This is a genomic window from Citreicoccus inhibens (assembly GCF_019039035.1).
Taxonomy (GTDB): domain Bacteria; phylum Myxococcota; class Myxococcia; order Myxococcales; family Myxococcaceae; genus Citreicoccus; species Citreicoccus inhibens.
Window position 1 is genome coordinate 402,486 of sequence record NZ_JAHNZT010000002.1, and the last position, 14,818, is coordinate 417,303.

Sequence of the window (14,818 nt, forward strand, 5' to 3'; positions counted from 1 at the left end):
AGGGGACTCCACTATCTCCTGGCTGACGGGCATGCCTGGGGCGGCGGCGTGCCACCGATGCCACACCTGTGTCAAGTGGCTGGCTGTCGGGGGTGGCCGAGGGCCATGCGAGGTGTCAGTCCGCGCCTTGACAGTGTGGAGTTCCCTCTTTATTCACGGCCGGCGTCGTCCTGCTGGGTGGTCGCGCACGCTGGGCATCCGGGACGGAACGAGCCCTGCATACAGAACAGCGACCCGATCCCGTTTCCACCCAAGGATCACTCCCCCCGACGCAGAGAAAGAGCACCATGAGCGACGTCTTCGAAAAGTGCCGTACCTGGAAGGACTACCGGATCGCGAAGGCCACCGGGCTCTACCCGTACTTTCGCGCCATCGAAGCGTCCCATGGCGCCACGGAGGTCGAAATCGAGGGTCGGCGCGTCATCATGGTCGGCTCCAACAACTACCTGGGCCTGTCCGCGGATCCCCGCGTGAAGGAAGCGGCCATCAAGGCCACCGAGAAGTTCGGCACCACGTGCTCCGGCTCGCGCCTGCTCAACGGCACCCTGGCGCTGCACGAGGAGCTGGAGGCGCGGCTGGCGAAGTTCCTCAACCGCGAGGCCGCCATCGTCATCTCCACCGGGTTCCAGACGAACCTGGCGCTGGCCTCCATCCTCGGCCGGCACGACATCGTCTTCAGCGACCGCCAGAACCACGCGTCGCTGGTGGACGGCATCCGCCTGTCGTTCGCGACCGAGCGCAAGTTCCGCCACAACGACATGGAGCACCTGGAGCAGCTCCTGTCGGCGGCGGATCCAGACGCCGGGAAGATCATCGTCACGGACGGCGTGTTCTCCATGGAGGGCGACATCTGCAACCTGCCCCGCATCGTGGAGCTGGCTGCGCAGTACAACGCGCGGGTCATGACGGATGACGCCCACGCCATGGGCGTGCTGGGCGAGCTGGGCCGGGGCACCTCCGAGTACTTCGGGCTGGAGAAGGAGACGGACCTCGTGATGGGGACGTTCTCCAAGAGCTTCGCGTCGCTCGGCGGCGTGCTGGCCGGTCCGTTCGAGGTCATCAACTACATCCGCCACAAGGCGCGCTCGGTCATCTTCTCCGCGTCCATGACGCCCGCCTCCATCGCGGCGGCGCTCAAGGCGACGGAGATCATCGAGGCCGAGCCGCAGCGGCGCGCGCGCCTGCTGGACATCGCGGAGAAGATGCACAACGGCTTCCGCGCCATGGGCTTTGACACGGGTGTCTCGGTGACGCCCGTGGTTCCCGTGCACATCGGCGATCAGGTGAAGTGTTTCCGCTTCTGGCGCGCGCTGCACGAGGCCGGCGTGTTCGCCAACCCGGTGATTCCGCCGGCGGTCGAGCCGGGCCACGCGCTCATCCGCACCAGCTACATGGCCACGCACACCGACGCGCAGCTCGATCAGGTGCTGGACACCTTTGAGAAGATTGGCCGCCGCCTGGGCGTCATCCCGGAGACGCGCCCCACGGTGTACGAGCCGGTGAAGATCGCCCGTCCGGGCTCCATGGTCCGCGGCAACCGCGCCAGCGACACCTGGGCGGCCGGCAGCGCGGGCCAGCTCGCGGATCGTGGCTTCTCGCTGGATCAGCTCTCGCGCATGTCGTCGCGCGAGATGGCCGGCAAGCTCTTTGACGCCGTCGAGCAGCTCACGTGGCGCGCCGCGAACCTCCAGCCGGAGGACCTGCGCAAGCTGGGCGAGGCGCCCATGAAGCTCTGGGAGAAGCGCGGCGAGCTGGGCGGGCTGCTGCTGGAGAAGGGCGCCCACCTGTTCCTGCGCAACGGCGCGGACGCCGGCGCTGACGGCAACCAGGCCGAAAGGAACTGAGCCCCTCCATGGCCCTCCCCGCCGAGCAAGACGCAGCTTCCCCCGCCCTTCCGCCCATGCCCGTGGACGTGCAGATCTCCCCCGTGCGGAGCGCGGCGGACCGGATGGCCTTCATCCGGTTCCCCTACTCCGTCTATCGGAACGATCCGAACTGGGTCCCGCCGCTGGAGATGGAGCGCAAGGACTTCCTCGACCCGAAGAAGAACCCCTTCCTCGAGTACGCGGACGTGGAGCTGTTCCTGGCCCGGCGGGGCAATCAGGTGATGGGGCGCATCGCCGCCATCAAGAACCCGCACCACATGGAGTACCACGGCACGAAGGAGGGCTTCTTCGGCCTCTTCGAGTGCGTGAACGACGCGGGCGTGGCGCGGGCCCTGCTCGACACCGCGGCCAACTGGCTGCGGGAGCGCGGGCTGGACTCGATGCTCGGGCCGGCGAACTTCTCGTCCAACCAGGACTGGGGCTTGCTGGTCGAGGGGCACGAGACGCCGCCCGCGATCATGATGCCCTACAACCCGCCCTACTACGCCGCGCTCCTCGAGGCGTGCGGCTGCGCCAAGGCGAAGGACCTGTGGGCGTGGGAGCTGTCGTCCGCCGCGGAGCCGCCGGAGAAGGTGGTGCGCATCGCGGAGAAGATCCGTCAGCGTGACGGCATCACCGTGCGCGCGATCCGGATGAGCGACTTCGCCGCCGAGGTGTCGCGCGTCAAGGCCATCTACAACGCGGCCTGGGAGAAGAACTGGGGCTTCATCCCCATGACGGAGAAGGAGTTCGACCATCTGGCCAAGGACATGAAGACGGTCGTCCGGCCGGAGTTGGTCCTCATCGCCGAGGTGAAGGGCGAGCCGGTGGCCTTCTCCATGACGCTGCCGGACGCCAATGAGGCGCTCAAGGCGGCGGGCGGGCGGCTGACGCAGTTCGGTCTGCCCATTGGTCTGGTGAAGCTGCTCCTCGCTTCGCGGAAGATCCGGCGCCTGCGCCTGATCACCCTGGGCATCAAGGAGGGCTACCGTCGCCGGGGCCTGGACGCGATCCTCTACCTGGACACGCTCCGGACGGCGAAGCAGCTCGGCTACACGGGCGGAGAGATCTCCTGGACGCTCGAGGACAACACCCTCGTGAACCGGGCCATCGAGAGCATGGGTGGCCGGCGGTCAAAGACGTATCGCGTCTTCCAGCGGTCCCTGTAGCACTTCGGCCTCGGGGCCCCTGCCCCGCTCACCTTTCGGGAGCGGGGCACGCGAGGCCCGGGCCCACACCTCACGCCACTGCTTACTTCGGCTGACCGGGCGCCCCGGTCGACTCGGCGGCGCTCGGCTTCACGGACGCGGCGCTGGTGTTGGCGTTCTCCTTCTCCAACTGCGCGCGCTTCGCCTTCAGCGTGGAGAGCAGCCCCTCGAAGCCCTTGTCGTTGAGGATCTTCCGGAACTGCCCCTTGTAGGTCTCCACCAGCGACACCTCGTCGGTGACGACGTCGAAGATGCGCCACTCGGCCTTGGGCGTGGTGCGGAAGAGCTTGTAGTCGACGGGGATCTCATCCTTCTTCACGGTCAGCGTGGTGACGACCGTGGCCTCGTTCCCCTGGATGGTCTCCTTGCCGTACTTCACGTCGGCCTTGGCCTGACCAATGGCCTTCTGGGCGTAGGAGGCGCGCAGCAGGCCCGTCATCGTCTCGGTGAAGTCCTTGCGCTGGGCCGGCGTCAGACCCTCCCAGGCCTTCTCGCCGAGGGCGCGCTTCGCCAGTTCGGAGAAGTCGACGAACTTCTCCACGACGCTGGCGAGCGACTGCACGGTGGCGCCAGGCGCGTTGGCGGCCTTCTGGACATCCGCGTTACCCGATTTGACGACGGTGAGCGGGGCGGCCGGCGCGGCGGCGAGCAGCGTGGCGGCGAGCAGGGAAGCAATCATTGCGTATGGCTCCGGGATGGAGAACGAGAGTCAGGACAGCAAGGGGAAGATGCTTATTCACCGCTGGAGCCGTGACCTGTCACTCGGGCCAGGCCGGCCAGACCCAGACGAACGTCATGCCAGCTCTTGGCCTTGTCCGAGGAGGCCTGGGCCAGCGCGGTGAAGGCATCCACCAGCTCGCGCGTGTCGCCCGTCCCCAGGTCGAAGGCGGCGAACGCGGCGGTCACCCAGCGACGCGCGTTCTTCTCCGCCTCGTTGAAGGCCTGGGCCCGGGCGTAGGCGGCCACCAGCTGCCCGTGGACCTGCGTCACCTCCAACTGGATGCCCGCGTGGATCTGCAGCTCCTGCGCGCGCAGCTTGTCCAGCTCCGCGCGGGCCTGCTCCAGCTGCGCGTCCTTGACGGGGATGTCGAAGGTGCCGCGCATCACCAGCCCGATTCCAGCGGTGCGCTCGTTGTAGGGATCGTACGCGAAGGGGCTGAGCTGCCGCGTGGCGCTGGACGTCCAGCGGATGTCGTAGAAGCCCGCGAGCCCGAGATCCGGGTAGTAGCTCATCTCGCGAATCTTGACCTCCTGCTCGCGCGCGATGATGCCCGCGGTGATGGCGCTGATCTCCGGGCGGCGGGACTCCGCCTCGCGGACGGACGCCTCCAGCGTGGGCGGCTTCACCTCGGAGTCGAGGGCGAGCTCCTCGGAGACCACCGTGACGGACTCGCCCGGCGCGGCGTTGGCGAGCAGCCGGATCGCCGTGAGCGCGAACTCCATGCCCTGCTGGGCCTCGGCCTTGCGCGCCTCCACGAGCTGCCGGAAGTAGCGGACCTTGTACGTGTCCAGCTTGGACACCTGCGCCGAGTCCTCCGCCAGCAGCGCGTCGATGCGGCGGCCCGCGTCCTCCAGGCGCTTGGACACGTCGTTGATCTGCTCAACCCCGGCGCGGGCCAGCTGGTAGCCGTAGTACGCCTGCGCGGCCTGGTAGCCCGCCTCGTCGCGCGCCCGCTCACGCAGCGCCGCGCCGACGATGGGGCCCTGTTCACCCGCCTTCTTCAGCGCGGAGAGCTTGCCGAACGTGTACAGCGGCAGCACGGCGTTGCCCGTGGAGAAGACCGTCACGCCCACCTTCCCGAAGTTCCAGTCGCCCTCGAGCGAGGCCTTGGTGGTGGGGGGACCGCCCAGGCCGTTGTTGCGCGCCTCGGGGATGGGGCCGCCGGCGCCCAGGGTGACCTCGAACTTGGGGAACCACGCCCACTTCGCCTGCTGGTAGAGCGCCTGGAACTTGCGCAGCTCGGCGGTGGCCTCGGCCACGCGGGAGTCCGTGGCGCGGGCCCGCGCCACCAGTTGGGCGAGCGTCAGCGGTTGGTGCTTCGCCGCGGGCGCGGTGGAGTCCGGCACGGCCGGCGGCTGTGCGCCCTCGTTCGCGGTGCCCTCCGGCTGCGCGGCGGGGGCCAGCTGGGTCTGCACGGCATTGCCCGGCTCGCCCGCGGGCTGCGGCGCGATGGCCGGCGGTCCCGGAGGAAGGCGGGGCGTGGCGATTCCCGGCTTGATGGACGACGTGTTCGTCGCCGGAGCATTCGCTCCCGAGGCAGATGACGGGCTCGTCGAGGTGCCCGTGTCCGTCGAGGGCGTGGCGGGGCTGGTGCTGGGCGTGGAGGCGCCCGCCCCCTGAGAACCGGGGGATGGCGACGCGCCCGGGGACATGCTCCCCGGGGTGGGCGAGGTGGTGCCCGTCGCGGCCGTCCCAGGCGCGAGCCCTGGCGCCGGAGTTGGCGCGATCTGCGCTCCCGCCATCCCGGCCGAGAGCATCAACCCCACTGCGACGACCCTACCCGCTTCTCTGCGCATCAGTCCGCCTCGTGTGCGGCTCGCATACATGGAAGCACGCACCGGTGCAGCATTTCTGTTCCAGTTCGCGACGTCACCGCTCTTCTTCTTGGGCCCTTCTTTTCATGCGGTCGCGTCCCCGCGCGCAAGCGGATGCCACTCGCAGACACTCGCCGAAGACAGTGCTTGGTCGGGAAGAGTCCGCATCGCAGAATCCCGCCGACTTTTTTCCGGAGCGGGCCCGCCCGCCCGAGTCCCGAGGCACACCGCATGGCACACACCGACCGCGTCAAGCAGATCCTGTCCTGGTACCCCTCCGACAACCCCGGCACGCTCACCAACCTGTCCCGCCTGCTCAACTCGGGCACCCTGGCGGGCACCGGCAAGCTGGTCATCCTCCCCGTGGATCAGGGCTTCGAGCACGGCCCCGCGCGCTCCTTCGGGCCGAACCCGGCGGGCTATGACCCGGAGTATCACGTGCAGCTGGCCCTCGACGCGGGCTGCAACGCCTACGCGGCGCCGCTCGGCTTCCTGGAGGCGGTCGCGGGCAAGTTCGCGGGCGAGGTTCCGCTCATCCTCAAGCTGAACAACTCGGACTCGCTGGCCAAGGTGGCCGCCCCCATGTCCGCGGTGACGAGCTCCGTGAAGGACGCCGTCCGCCTGGGGTGCACGGCCGTCGGCTACACCATCTATCCAGGGTCCGCCGCGCGCAACGAGCAGTATGAGGACCTGCGCGACATCATCGCCGAGGCCAAGTCCTACGGCCTCCCCACCGTCCTGTGGGCCTATCCCCGTGGCAGCGTCAGCAAGGAGGGCGAGACGGCCATCGACGTGGTGGCGTACGCGGCGCAGATCAGCGCGCAGCTCGGCGCGCACATCATCAAGGTGAAGCCTCCGACGGACTTCCTCGAGCAGGCCGAGGCCAAGAAGGCCTTCGAGAAGGCCGGCATCGCCACCAAGACGCTGTCGGACCGCGTCCGCGAGGTCGTGCGCTCCGCGTTCAACGGCAAGCGCATCGTCATATTCTCGGGCGGCGAGGCAAAGGACACGCCCACCTTGCTGGAGGAGATCCGCCAGATCAACGCGGGCGGCGGCTTCGGCTCCATCATGGGCCGCAACGCCTTCCAGCGCCCCCACGCCGAGTCCGTGAAGCTGCTCAAGGACGTGATGGGCATCTTCGCCGGCAAGTAGCCCGCGCGTTCGCGACCTGCCGCACCAGACGGCCGGGCTCCCACGGGAGTCCGGCCGTTCACGTGTCTGGCGGCCTGCGCGCTCGAGCCCGAGGCGATGTGGCGGAAAACAAAAAGCCCGCTGGGTTTCCCCAGCGGGCTTCGTTCACTTCAGTGTGGAGCTAACCGGGATCGAACCGGTGACCTCTTGAATGCCATTCAAGCGCTCTCCCAGCTGAGCTATAGCCCCAGAATCTACTGCAACCACCCGAATCCGCCGTGGGGAGCGGTTCGTGCCGCGAGGCGGCGCACTTCTACCGCTTCTTCGTTCCAGACACCAGAACTGTTTGCGGCTTCGCGACGTTTTTTCCACCCTTCAACCGCTCGGCGATTTCCTCCCCTTCCCGGAGGATGTCCGTGATCTCCCGCGCGTGGGCCTCGGCCGCCTGCTCGGCGTCCTCCACCTGCTTGAGCACCCGCGCGAACGCGGCCGGCAACTCCAGCTTGCCCTTCTGCACCTGGCGCCAGACGGCCTCGCCCAGCTCCCGGTACGCCTGCTCCTTCTGATCCTTCAGGAGCGTGGCCCGGCCGTGCGCGCGCGCCAGCTCGGTGTTGCGCTCGACGGCCTCGCGGAGCTGGTTCAGCCGGGCCTGGGACGCCTGGAAGGCCTCCTGGATCTGCTTCATGATCTCGGTCTGCTTCGCGTCGGCCGCCACGTTTCGCCACCTCAGAGAGGAAGTCCGGGTTTTGCGTAGCGTGGCGCCTCGCTGGCTGTCAACCCTGGGCCTTGCGCAGTCGGGCCGCGAAGAACCCGCCTCCGGGGACCCGCGGAGGCACCGCGCGCAGGAAGGGGCCATCACAGAGGAGCGCGGCGCGCTCGGGCGGCATCCCCTGCCCCACCGGCTCGAGCGAGAAGTCCGGGTGCTGGGCCAGGAACTCCCGCACCACGACATCGTTCTCCTCGGGCAACACCGAGCACGTCGCATACACGATGCGCGCACCCGGCTTCGCCTGCCGCGCGACCTCCGCCAGCAATGACCCCTGCGTCGTCTTGAACTCGGTGACGGCCTTCGCGGAGAGCTTCCACTTCTGATCGGGCTCGCGCGCCAGCGAGCCCGAGCCGCTGCACGGCGCATCCACCAACAGCACGTCCGCCTCGCTCAGCGGCAGCGGGTGCGGGAAGGCGACCTGACGCAGGTGCCACTCGCGCACGCGATCCCTCGCGTCCGACAGCCGCCGTCGCGACCGATCTCCCGCCACCACCTTGCCCGTGGGCCCCACCAGATCCGCCAACGCCAGCGTCTTGCCACCCGCTCCGGCGCAGACATCCGCCACGGTGAGCCCCGTGAGGGCGCCGCCCTCGGGACGGCAGGCCTCGACGATGAGCTGACTGCCCACGTCCTGGACCTGGAGCCGCCCCGACTTCATCATCCGGGTCTCGAAGATGCGGTGGCTGGAGTCCGTCACGCGAAGCGCGTCCGGCGCCGCGGCGACCGCCTCGGCCTGGACGCCCTCCTCCAACAGCGCGGCCAACACCGCGTCGCGCGTCCCCGGGGGCCGGACGCGGAAGTGCAGCGACGGCTCCTCATCCAACGCGGCGAGCAACCCCTCCAGCACGGGTTCCGGGTAGGCCTCGGCGAGCCGCTGCACCAGCCAGCTCGGGAATGAGTGGCGCACCGCGAGCCGCTCGGGGAGCGCCTCCGGCAACGCCGGCTCCGACAGCGGCGCGGTCACCACGCTGGACAGGAGCGTGTCGTTGATGGTCCGAGGCCGCACCGGCCCGGGCAGACGGACCTCCGGGCCAATCCGCGCCCAGTCCTCTCCACAGAAGAGGCGGCGCCAGAGCGCGTACCGCACCAGCGCCTGGTCCTCATTGAGCCCGATCTTCCCCGGCGTATGGCCCAGCGTGCGCGCCGCCAGATCCAAGAGCCGCTGGTGTCGTGACAGCTCGCGCGCCGCGAAGGCCGCGAAGCGGCGCTCCTGGCCCCCCAACCCGTCCGCGTCCCGGAGGGCGTTGGCCAGCGCGGCCTTGAGCGGCTCGCCCTTCATCACCTCGATGTGCGTCTCCAGGGCGGCGGTGGCCGCGCGTCGAGACGGTCGCCCCAACCGCTCCGGAGGATGCGGCGAGGGCCAGACAGAGGAATCCACGGCGTGAAACCTACTCTCTCAAGGGGACACAGACCGCCAGGCAGCCCGCGTGCGTCCGTGCCTCGGGATGTTGCCCCGCGGACACGAAGAAATAGTGGGGACTGGAGAACCGCTCGCCCCCCACCGTCAGTTCACCTTCCACCACCACCACGCCGTGCCGCTCGCCCCGGTGCCCCCACGCGGTGGAGGCTCCTGGACCCATGCGTACCCAGGAATACCCGGAAGCTTCGGCCCCCGAGGGACGCGCCACTTCCACGCCCGGGCTGAGCGGCGACCACGACCCGCATCCCGGGCGAGGCCCTCCGAAGGCGGCCTGGTCCGCCGCGCGCCGGAGCGACAGGAAGCGATTGACCAGGGCGAGGATGTCCTCGAGCTGGAAGGGCTTGGTCAGCAGGCCATCGGGGCTGGTGGTTCCGAGCGTGCGGCCCACCTCGTCGGGGGTCGCCGCGCTGACCACCGCCACGGCCTGGAGCTTGCTCCGAGCCGCCTCCAGGATGGTCCGGCCGTCCCGCTCGCCGCCGCCGATCCGCAGGTCCGTGATGACCAGCTCGTATCGCTCGTGCTCCAGGGCGGCCAGTGCCTCGTCGACACCGCCGGTCGCTCGCACCGTCGCGAGCTCTTCGACCAGCTCCGCCATTCCCTCCCGGAGGCTCGCGTCGTCCTCGACCAGCAGCACCTTCATGGGGTCACTCCCACCTGGGCGCACCGTCATCCAACCGGTCTCGAGTGAATGGCCCTCCCCGGACTCGAACCGGGACGCGGGGTCAGCCGCAGCGGATTTTGAGTCCGCCTCGTCTACCAATTTCGACAGAGGGCCCCTCGACGCTGGGACGGGCAGACGTATACCGCGCTCTGCTCCGAGATGCATCCGAAGATTGCGGTGGTGCACGCACATCGCTAAAGGGGCACCCCATGTACAACCTCATCATCTCCCTGGCCGTGGGGCTCGTGGTCGGCGTGCTCGTGCACCTGACGGGCTTCTCGTGGTGGGCCTGCCTCATCCCGGGCATCATCGCCTTCTTCGCGTCCTTCCTCCTCCTGGCCCGGCGGGTCGCCAACCGCATCCAGGCGTTGATGACGGTCGTCCAGCAGGATCTCCAAGGACAGCCCGCCAGTCAGAAGGAGGCGCAGGCCAAGGTGGACCGCGCCGTGAAGACGCTGGAGCAGGGGCTCGCCTACGAGAAGTGGCAGTTCCTCGTGGGGCCGGAGATCCACGCGCAGATCGGCATGCTCAAGTACATGGTCAAGGACATGGATGGCGCCAAGGCCCACTTCGACAAGGGCAGCGCGCGCAACTACATGGCCAAGGCGATGGAGGGCGCCCTGCACTACCAGCGCAAGGACACCGCCGCGATGAAGGCCGCCTTCGAGGCCGCCGTGAAGAGCGGGAAGAAGGAGTCCATCGTCTGGGCCGTGTACGCCTGGTGCCTGCTGCAACAGAAGGACAAGGATGGCGCCCAGCAGGTGCTCGCGCGCGGCGTGGAGCAGAACCCGTCCGACGAGAAGCTCAAGTCCAGCCTGGCCCAGCTCCAGAACGACAAGCGCCTGAAGATGAAGCCCTACGAGCCGCTGTGGTGGCAGTTCGGCCTCGAGGCCCCGCCGGTCATGCCCCCCATGGGGGGTGGCCGCCGCGTCCAGTTCACCAGCCGACGCTGACGGGCGGAGGCGCCCTCGTGTCACGCCGGGCCCAGGGGCCCGGCAATTCCTACCGCTCCTCCTCGCGGGCTGCTGCAACGACTTCCGCTCGTTCCCCCGCGAGGCGCCGGCTCTCACCGCAAGCACTTGAAAAGACTTCCGCCGCGGCGTGCTCGAAAGGGCACGCTGCTTGCTCTCCGTGCGGGCTCGCAACGCGGGGGACGCACCCCATCGGCCACGGCGCCCAGGCGCGTGGGTCGGGTGTCCGGAGGTCTCGGGTGATGGGTGCAGGGGGAATCGGGTGCGCGGAGGACCGGCAACGGGCGGAGGAGTGGACGGCGCGGCCTCCGGTCGTGCCGGGAAACCCTGGTGGCGCCCCAACGCCTCCCACCGCCGAAGCTCGCGTTGAGGGAGGCAGGGACATGGAACGTCTCGGCCGGAGCCATGGACGCGCCCTTCTCCTCATCATCGAGGACGACGCCGGTGTCCGCGACAGCCTCCGGGAGCTGCTGACCCCGCGCTTCGAGGTGCTGTGCGCCTCCGAGGGCGGCGCGGGGGTCGAGCTGGCGCGCGAGCACCGGCCGGACCTGGTGCTGTTGGATCGCTTCCTACCGAACGCGGATGGCCTGTCCGTGCTGGAGACGCTCCAGCGCGACGCGCGCACCCAGCCCCTGCCCGTCATCTTCCTGACGGGGGACGCGGATGAAGCGACGCTCGAGCGCTGCCTGGAGATGGGCGCGGTGGACTTCATCCACAAGCCGGCGAGCGCGCGGGAGCTGACGGCTCGGATCGATCGAGCGCTGCGGCAGAGTGAGCAGCAGCGGCGGCTTCAAATCTTGGCGCAGACGGATGCGCTCACGGGATTGGCCAACTTCCGCGCGCTGTCGGTGCGACTGGACGAGGAGTTTCGCCGCGCCGATCGCTACGGCTATCCGCTGAGCGTGGTGGTCATCGACCTGGACCACTTGAAGGCCCTCAACGACGGCTTGGGCCATGACGTGGGCAACCAGGCCATCCTCGCGCTGGCCACCCTGCTCCAGACGAACCTGCGGGAGTCGGACTTCGCGGCGCGCTTTGGAGGGGACGAGTTCGTGGTGCTGCTGCCGCACCAGACGGCGCAAGAGGCGTCCGTCTTCGCCGACCGCATCCGCACCGGCATGCACGGCGTGAGCGTCCACAAGAGCGATGGAAGGCCCGCTCCCTTCGGGCTGAGCGTGAGCGCGGGCGTGGCCGACCATACCTTGGAGACAGCCCGCGGCAGCACCGAGTCGCTGCTCCAGGCAGCGGACGCGGCGCTGTACGAGGCCAAGCGCGAGGGACGCGACCGGGTGGTGGTGTTCGGCCAGCCGCTCCATGCGTCGCCCGCGCACCGACATTGAGACGTGGCACGTGGGTACTTGGCGGGCGCGAGCGAGGGCGCGGATGACTGGGAGCGGCAGGCTGGCGAGTGGTTCGAGGGTGGCGATAGTCGGCGGCGGCATCGCCGGAGCGGGGCTGGCGGCCTCGCTCCTCTTCAACGGGCGGGCGCGCGGGGTGTCTCTGGATGTGAGGGTCTACTCGGGCGGGACGTCCGAGCGCACGGCGCCCCCCGCCGTGCTGACACCCGAGTGTCGCTCTCGCCTAGCGGCCTTGGGCTGCCGCATCCCGGCCGAGTGGCGGACGCACGAGCTGCGCGGCGTGGAGGTCATCTCGGAGGGCCGGCGGGCGCTCTTGCCCGCGGCCTCTGGAGGGCTGTGGGTCGTCGATGGTTGGCCGCAGGGCGACGGAGGGCTGGCCCAGGTGCGCACGCTGCTCGCCACCGCATCCAGCACGCAGGGGGCCCGCTTCATCCCTCGCCATGTCGAGCGCGTGGAGCGACAGGCTCCCGCGCCGGATGCGCCCGTGACAGTGCGCAACTCGGGCCCGCTGGTGGTCCGAGCCCAGGGCAGCGGTGAGCGCTTCCACGCGGTGGCGCTCGCGGCGGGCGCCGGGCCGCTGCTGGGCGATGGTTTCTTCAAGGGGTTCCGTCCGGCGCCGGTGATGCCCGCGGTGCAGGCTCGGCTGCGGCAGTCCGCGTCGCGCCTGGAGCTGTCTCCCGTGGCGCGGCTATGGCTCGCTCCGCTGCCCACCATGGATGGCTTGCTCCTGCTGCCGGGCGCGGGCTCGCTGTACGCGCTCGCCTTCGGGCCCGCGGTGACGCCGGCGGACCTGTGCCAGGCGCTGATGATGGCGGCGCGCGACGGGCTGGTGGAGGAAGGCTTCGAGCTGGCGGCGCTGGAAACCACGCGCCTGCCCTTTGGCCCGGGACGAGTCCTGGTGGCGCCTGGGCAGCTCGCGGTGGGGCCGGCGGCGTCCGGGCATCCCCTCCAGATGGGCCTGTCGGAGACGCTGGCCTCGTGCAGCCGCGCGGCGGTGGCCCTGCTCGATGGGGGGCCGGGCGCGTCCAGCTTGGAGCGCCGTTATGTGCGCGAGGGGCTGGCCGAGCTGATGGAGGACGCGGCCGCCGCGTCCCGCGCCGTGGCCTGGCTGCGGCGCGCGGGACGCAGAGCCCCCGCGGCCTTCTCCGCGGCGAACGAGCGGCGGCCGGTGGTGGGCGCGTATGGCGTGGGGGTGCTCGGGCTGGGCGGGCCCTCGCCGCAGGCGCTGCTCTCCGCGGCGCGCTGGGCGGGGATGAAGGAAGTGGTGGGCTCGTGGCTTCGCACGCCCATGGAGCCCGTGCCCACCGTGGTGCCGGAGCTGGAGCCGGACCTCTACTACGTCGTGGACGACGATCCCGACGCGCGCGAGGCGCTCACCGCGCTCTTGGAGAGCACGGGCGCCAAGGTGGTGGCCTTCGCGGATGAGCTGGCGCTGTTCTGCGCCGTGGCACGGCGTCCGCCGACCGCCATCCTCCTCGACGTGGTCCTGCACTGGGTGGACGGCCTGCGCCTGTGCGAGGGACTCAAGCAGCATCCCCTCACCCGAGGCACCCGCGTGGTGGTGATGAGCGGGCTGAACCGTCCTCACGTGCGCCAGCGCGCGCTGGATGCCGGCGCGGAGGCGTTCCTCCCCAAGCCCGTCGAACCCGAGCGGCTGCTGCGGCAGCTCCTGGGCCGCACGGGCCCCGAGTCGCCTCGCTCCAGCGAGACGCGGGCGCCCGCGGGCGGGGATGGACTCGGAACGGATCGCTACGCTTCCTGAGGGGGCGCATCCTGCGCCCGAGCGCCGGATGGGGGCCCAGCTCAGCAGGCCCACGCGCAAGTCGTCCCGCCGTTCACCGCGTTGCAGGTGGCGGCGGACGTCGCGTACGGATTGCAATACGTCCACGGCACGGACGCGGAGCTCTTGGGCTGGCAGCACGTCACCGGACAGGCCGTGTTCGACCACTGGCAGGCCGTGCCCTGGACCACCTGGTTGCAGCGGCCCGGCGAGTACGCCACGGCGTCGCAGTAGGCCTCGGTGTAGCCCGGACCGGGGATGGCCGAGCAGCACTGTGGGTATGTGCTCAGGCCCGCCTCGCTCGTGGCGAGTTCACCCGGCCCGGGCTCCTGGCCGTCCTCCCGCGCCGCGCCACAGGCCGTCAGGGCCAGGGCCATCAGTCCTGCAATCAACGCTCGCGTCTTGGTCGCGCTCCTGGGCGGCGGGTCAAATCCCGGAAGAGCGTGAAAGAGCCGCAACCATGCGTCAAGCGTCGATTTCACTCCCAGTTTCGATAACTGGGAGTGAAATCGAGCCGGCGGACTCAGTGCGACAGGGCGCGCATGCCCCGGCGAATGGCGAGCGACCCGGACATCATGGCGACGCCGCGCATCAGGAGGCCCACGCCCACCAGGGTGCCCAAGAGCCACGCGGAGGAGATGGGCCACTGGGACATGACCGTGATGCCCAGGAAGATGGACACGAGGCCGTAGGCGAGGTCCCACCCCCACTGAGGATAGCGGTCCACCACCGAGGTGATGGCGTGGAACAGGCCGCTGGCGAAGAAGAAGCCCGCCAGCAGGAGGGTGATGGTCCCCAGGCCCGCGCCGGGATAGCGGAGCACCAGGAGCCCCACCACCATGGTGAGGATGCCCGCCAGCAGGAAGGACAGGAATGGGCCTCCCGCGGACCGGCTCCGGAAGGCCGCGACAATCTCGGCGATGCCGCCGACGGTCAGCAGCGCGCCGACGAAGACAATCGAGAGCACGCTCGCGAAGGCCGCCTCTCCCAGCATGATGAAGCCCAGGACCGCCATGAGGAGGCCGAGCAGGAACGTCCCGCCCCAGACGGCGGAGGCGTTGCGCGACAGCCGGCCCTGATTCGTCTCCGGGCCTCGGTCCAATTGTGTGGTTGCCATGAC

The 14,818-nt window shown here is 69.8% G+C and carries 14 protein-coding genes and 2 tRNA genes; 7 read left to right on the forward strand and 9 right to left on the reverse strand.

Features of this window, described 5'->3' with window-relative positions:
* The first annotated feature begins 287 nt into the window (after nucleotides 1-287).
* Both KRR26_RS04125 and KRR26_RS04130 read left to right on the forward strand, forming a co-directional pair.
* The gene (locus tag KRR26_RS04125; RefSeq protein ID WP_120209455.1) at nucleotides 288-1,844 is read left to right on the forward strand and encodes an aminotransferase class I/II-fold pyridoxal phosphate-dependent enzyme; all 1,557 of its coding nucleotides are present in this window, start codon (nucleotides 288-290) and stop codon (nucleotides 1,842-1,844) included.
* Between the two features lie 8 nt (nucleotides 1,845-1,852).
* Nucleotides 1,853-3,034, forward strand: a complete 1,182-nt coding sequence (locus KRR26_RS04130; RefSeq protein WP_120209456.1) for an N-acetyltransferase — start codon at nucleotides 1,853-1,855, stop codon at nucleotides 3,032-3,034.
* Nucleotides 3,035-3,116: 82 nt separating this feature from the next.
* On the opposite strand, the gene KRR26_RS04135 is transcribed toward KRR26_RS04130, so the two are convergent.
* Both KRR26_RS04135 and KRR26_RS04140 read right to left on the reverse strand, forming a co-directional pair.
* Nucleotides 3,117-3,752 carry an MlaC/ttg2D family ABC transporter substrate-binding protein gene (locus tag KRR26_RS04135; RefSeq protein ID WP_120209457.1) on the reverse strand — a complete coding sequence of 212 codons (636 nt, stop codon included), beginning with the start codon at nucleotides 3,750-3,752 and terminating at the stop codon, nucleotides 3,117-3,119.
* 53 nt (nucleotides 3,753-3,805) lie between these two features.
* The gene (locus KRR26_RS04140; protein WP_328707054.1) at nucleotides 3,806-5,209 is read right to left on the reverse strand and encodes a TolC family protein; all 1,404 of its coding nucleotides are present in this window, start codon (nucleotides 5,207-5,209) and stop codon (nucleotides 3,806-3,808) included.
* Between the two features lie 64 nt (nucleotides 5,210-5,273).
* On the opposite strand from KRR26_RS04140, the gene KRR26_RS37575 reads away from it, so the two are divergent.
* Together KRR26_RS37575 and KRR26_RS04145 are read left to right on the forward strand one after the other, a co-directional pair.
* Nucleotides 5,274-5,414, forward strand: coding sequence for a hypothetical protein (locus KRR26_RS37575; RefSeq protein ID WP_233577400.1), 141 nt, complete (start codon nucleotides 5,274-5,276; stop codon nucleotides 5,412-5,414).
* 425 nt (nucleotides 5,415-5,839) lie between these two features.
* Entirely contained in the window at nucleotides 5,840-6,760 is a 921-nt protein-coding gene (locus tag KRR26_RS04145; RefSeq protein ID WP_120209459.1) for a class I fructose-bisphosphate aldolase, read from the forward strand.
* Nucleotides 6,761-6,915: 155 nt separating this feature from the next.
* Here KRR26_RS04145 and KRR26_RS04150 read toward each other — a convergent pair.
* From KRR26_RS04150 to KRR26_RS04170, 5 genes are all read right to left on the reverse strand, one after another.
* A tRNA-Ala gene (locus KRR26_RS04150) sits at nucleotides 6,916-6,988 on the reverse strand.
* 64 nt (nucleotides 6,989-7,052) lie between these two features.
* Nucleotides 7,053-7,454, reverse strand: coding sequence for a hypothetical protein (locus KRR26_RS04155; RefSeq protein WP_217079167.1), 402 nt, complete (start codon nucleotides 7,452-7,454; stop codon nucleotides 7,053-7,055).
* A gap of 58 nt (nucleotides 7,455-7,512) precedes the next feature.
* The gene (locus KRR26_RS04160; protein WP_217079203.1) at nucleotides 7,513-8,790 is read right to left on the reverse strand and encodes an RsmB/NOP family class I SAM-dependent RNA methyltransferase; all 1,278 of its coding nucleotides are present in this window, start codon (nucleotides 8,788-8,790) and stop codon (nucleotides 7,513-7,515) included.
* A 106-nt stretch (nucleotides 8,791-8,896) separates the two neighbouring features.
* The gene (locus KRR26_RS04165; RefSeq protein WP_120209461.1) at nucleotides 8,897-9,568 is read right to left on the reverse strand and encodes a response regulator; all 672 of its coding nucleotides are present in this window, start codon (nucleotides 9,566-9,568) and stop codon (nucleotides 8,897-8,899) included.
* 49 nt (nucleotides 9,569-9,617) lie between these two features.
* A tRNA-Leu gene (locus KRR26_RS04170) sits at nucleotides 9,618-9,703 on the reverse strand.
* Between the two features lie 95 nt (nucleotides 9,704-9,798).
* On the opposite strand from KRR26_RS04170, the gene KRR26_RS04175 reads away from it, so the two are divergent.
* The 3 genes from KRR26_RS04175 to KRR26_RS04185 all read left to right on the forward strand — a co-directional run bounded on the left by KRR26_RS04175 (nucleotide 9,799) and on the right by KRR26_RS04185 (nucleotide 13,680).
* Nucleotides 9,799-10,542 (forward strand): tetratricopeptide repeat protein, encoded by a 744-nt coding sequence (locus KRR26_RS04175; RefSeq protein WP_120209462.1) that lies wholly within the window; start codon nucleotides 9,799-9,801, stop codon nucleotides 10,540-10,542.
* A gap of 401 nt (nucleotides 10,543-10,943) precedes the next feature.
* Nucleotides 10,944-11,900 (forward strand): diguanylate cyclase, encoded by a 957-nt coding sequence (locus tag KRR26_RS04180; protein ID WP_120209463.1) that lies wholly within the window; start codon nucleotides 10,944-10,946, stop codon nucleotides 11,898-11,900.
* Nucleotides 11,901-11,943: 43 nt separating this feature from the next.
* A complete protein-coding gene (locus KRR26_RS04185; protein WP_217079168.1) occupies nucleotides 11,944-13,680 on the forward strand; it encodes a response regulator in 1,737 nt (578 codons plus the stop codon).
* Between the two features lie 41 nt (nucleotides 13,681-13,721).
* Here KRR26_RS04185 and KRR26_RS04190 read toward each other — a convergent pair whose 3' ends face one another.
* Both KRR26_RS04190 and KRR26_RS04195 read right to left on the reverse strand, forming a co-directional pair.
* Nucleotides 13,722-14,075, reverse strand: coding sequence for a hypothetical protein (locus tag KRR26_RS04190; RefSeq protein ID WP_217079169.1), 354 nt, complete (start codon nucleotides 14,073-14,075; stop codon nucleotides 13,722-13,724).
* Nucleotides 14,076-14,221: 146 nt separating this feature from the next.
* Nucleotides 14,222-14,815, reverse strand: a complete 594-nt coding sequence (locus tag KRR26_RS04195; protein WP_120209465.1) for an HdeD family acid-resistance protein — start codon at nucleotides 14,813-14,815, stop codon at nucleotides 14,222-14,224.
* Nucleotides 14,816-14,818 lie beyond the last annotated feature (3 nt).